1 protein-coding gene is annotated in these 238 nt (G+C 48.3%); it reads left to right on the forward strand.

Going from position 1 to position 238, the window contains the following annotated elements; genetic code table 11:
• Positions 1-124 precede the first annotated feature (124 nt).
• Positions 125-238, forward strand: a 114-nt coding sequence (locus tag Xenpb_RS20370; protein ID WP_304952563.1) for a hypothetical protein, incomplete at its 3' end; no start/stop codon positions are given.

The raw sequence follows: 238 nt of genomic DNA on the forward strand, positions 1-238 counted from the left end.
GCATTTTAGGTTCGCGGGAATGGGCGGAACGGGTAAAAGCGGTTCTTTAATAAGCTGATAATCAAGGAAAAAATCGCTTAAAACCGTATGACCGTGCCGGAATCGTCCCTAAGACCCCATCGGGCTGAAAGGCGGCCTTAATCCTTATGGCTATGTGCATAACCCCTCTAATTGGATCGACCCCTATGGGTTGGCAGGTGGATTTGGCAATAAAGGAGATAATGGGGATACCGTCACA

The organism is Xenorhabdus sp. PB62.4 (assembly GCF_014467285.1).
Classification (GTDB): domain Bacteria; phylum Pseudomonadota; class Gammaproteobacteria; order Enterobacterales; family Enterobacteriaceae; genus Xenorhabdus.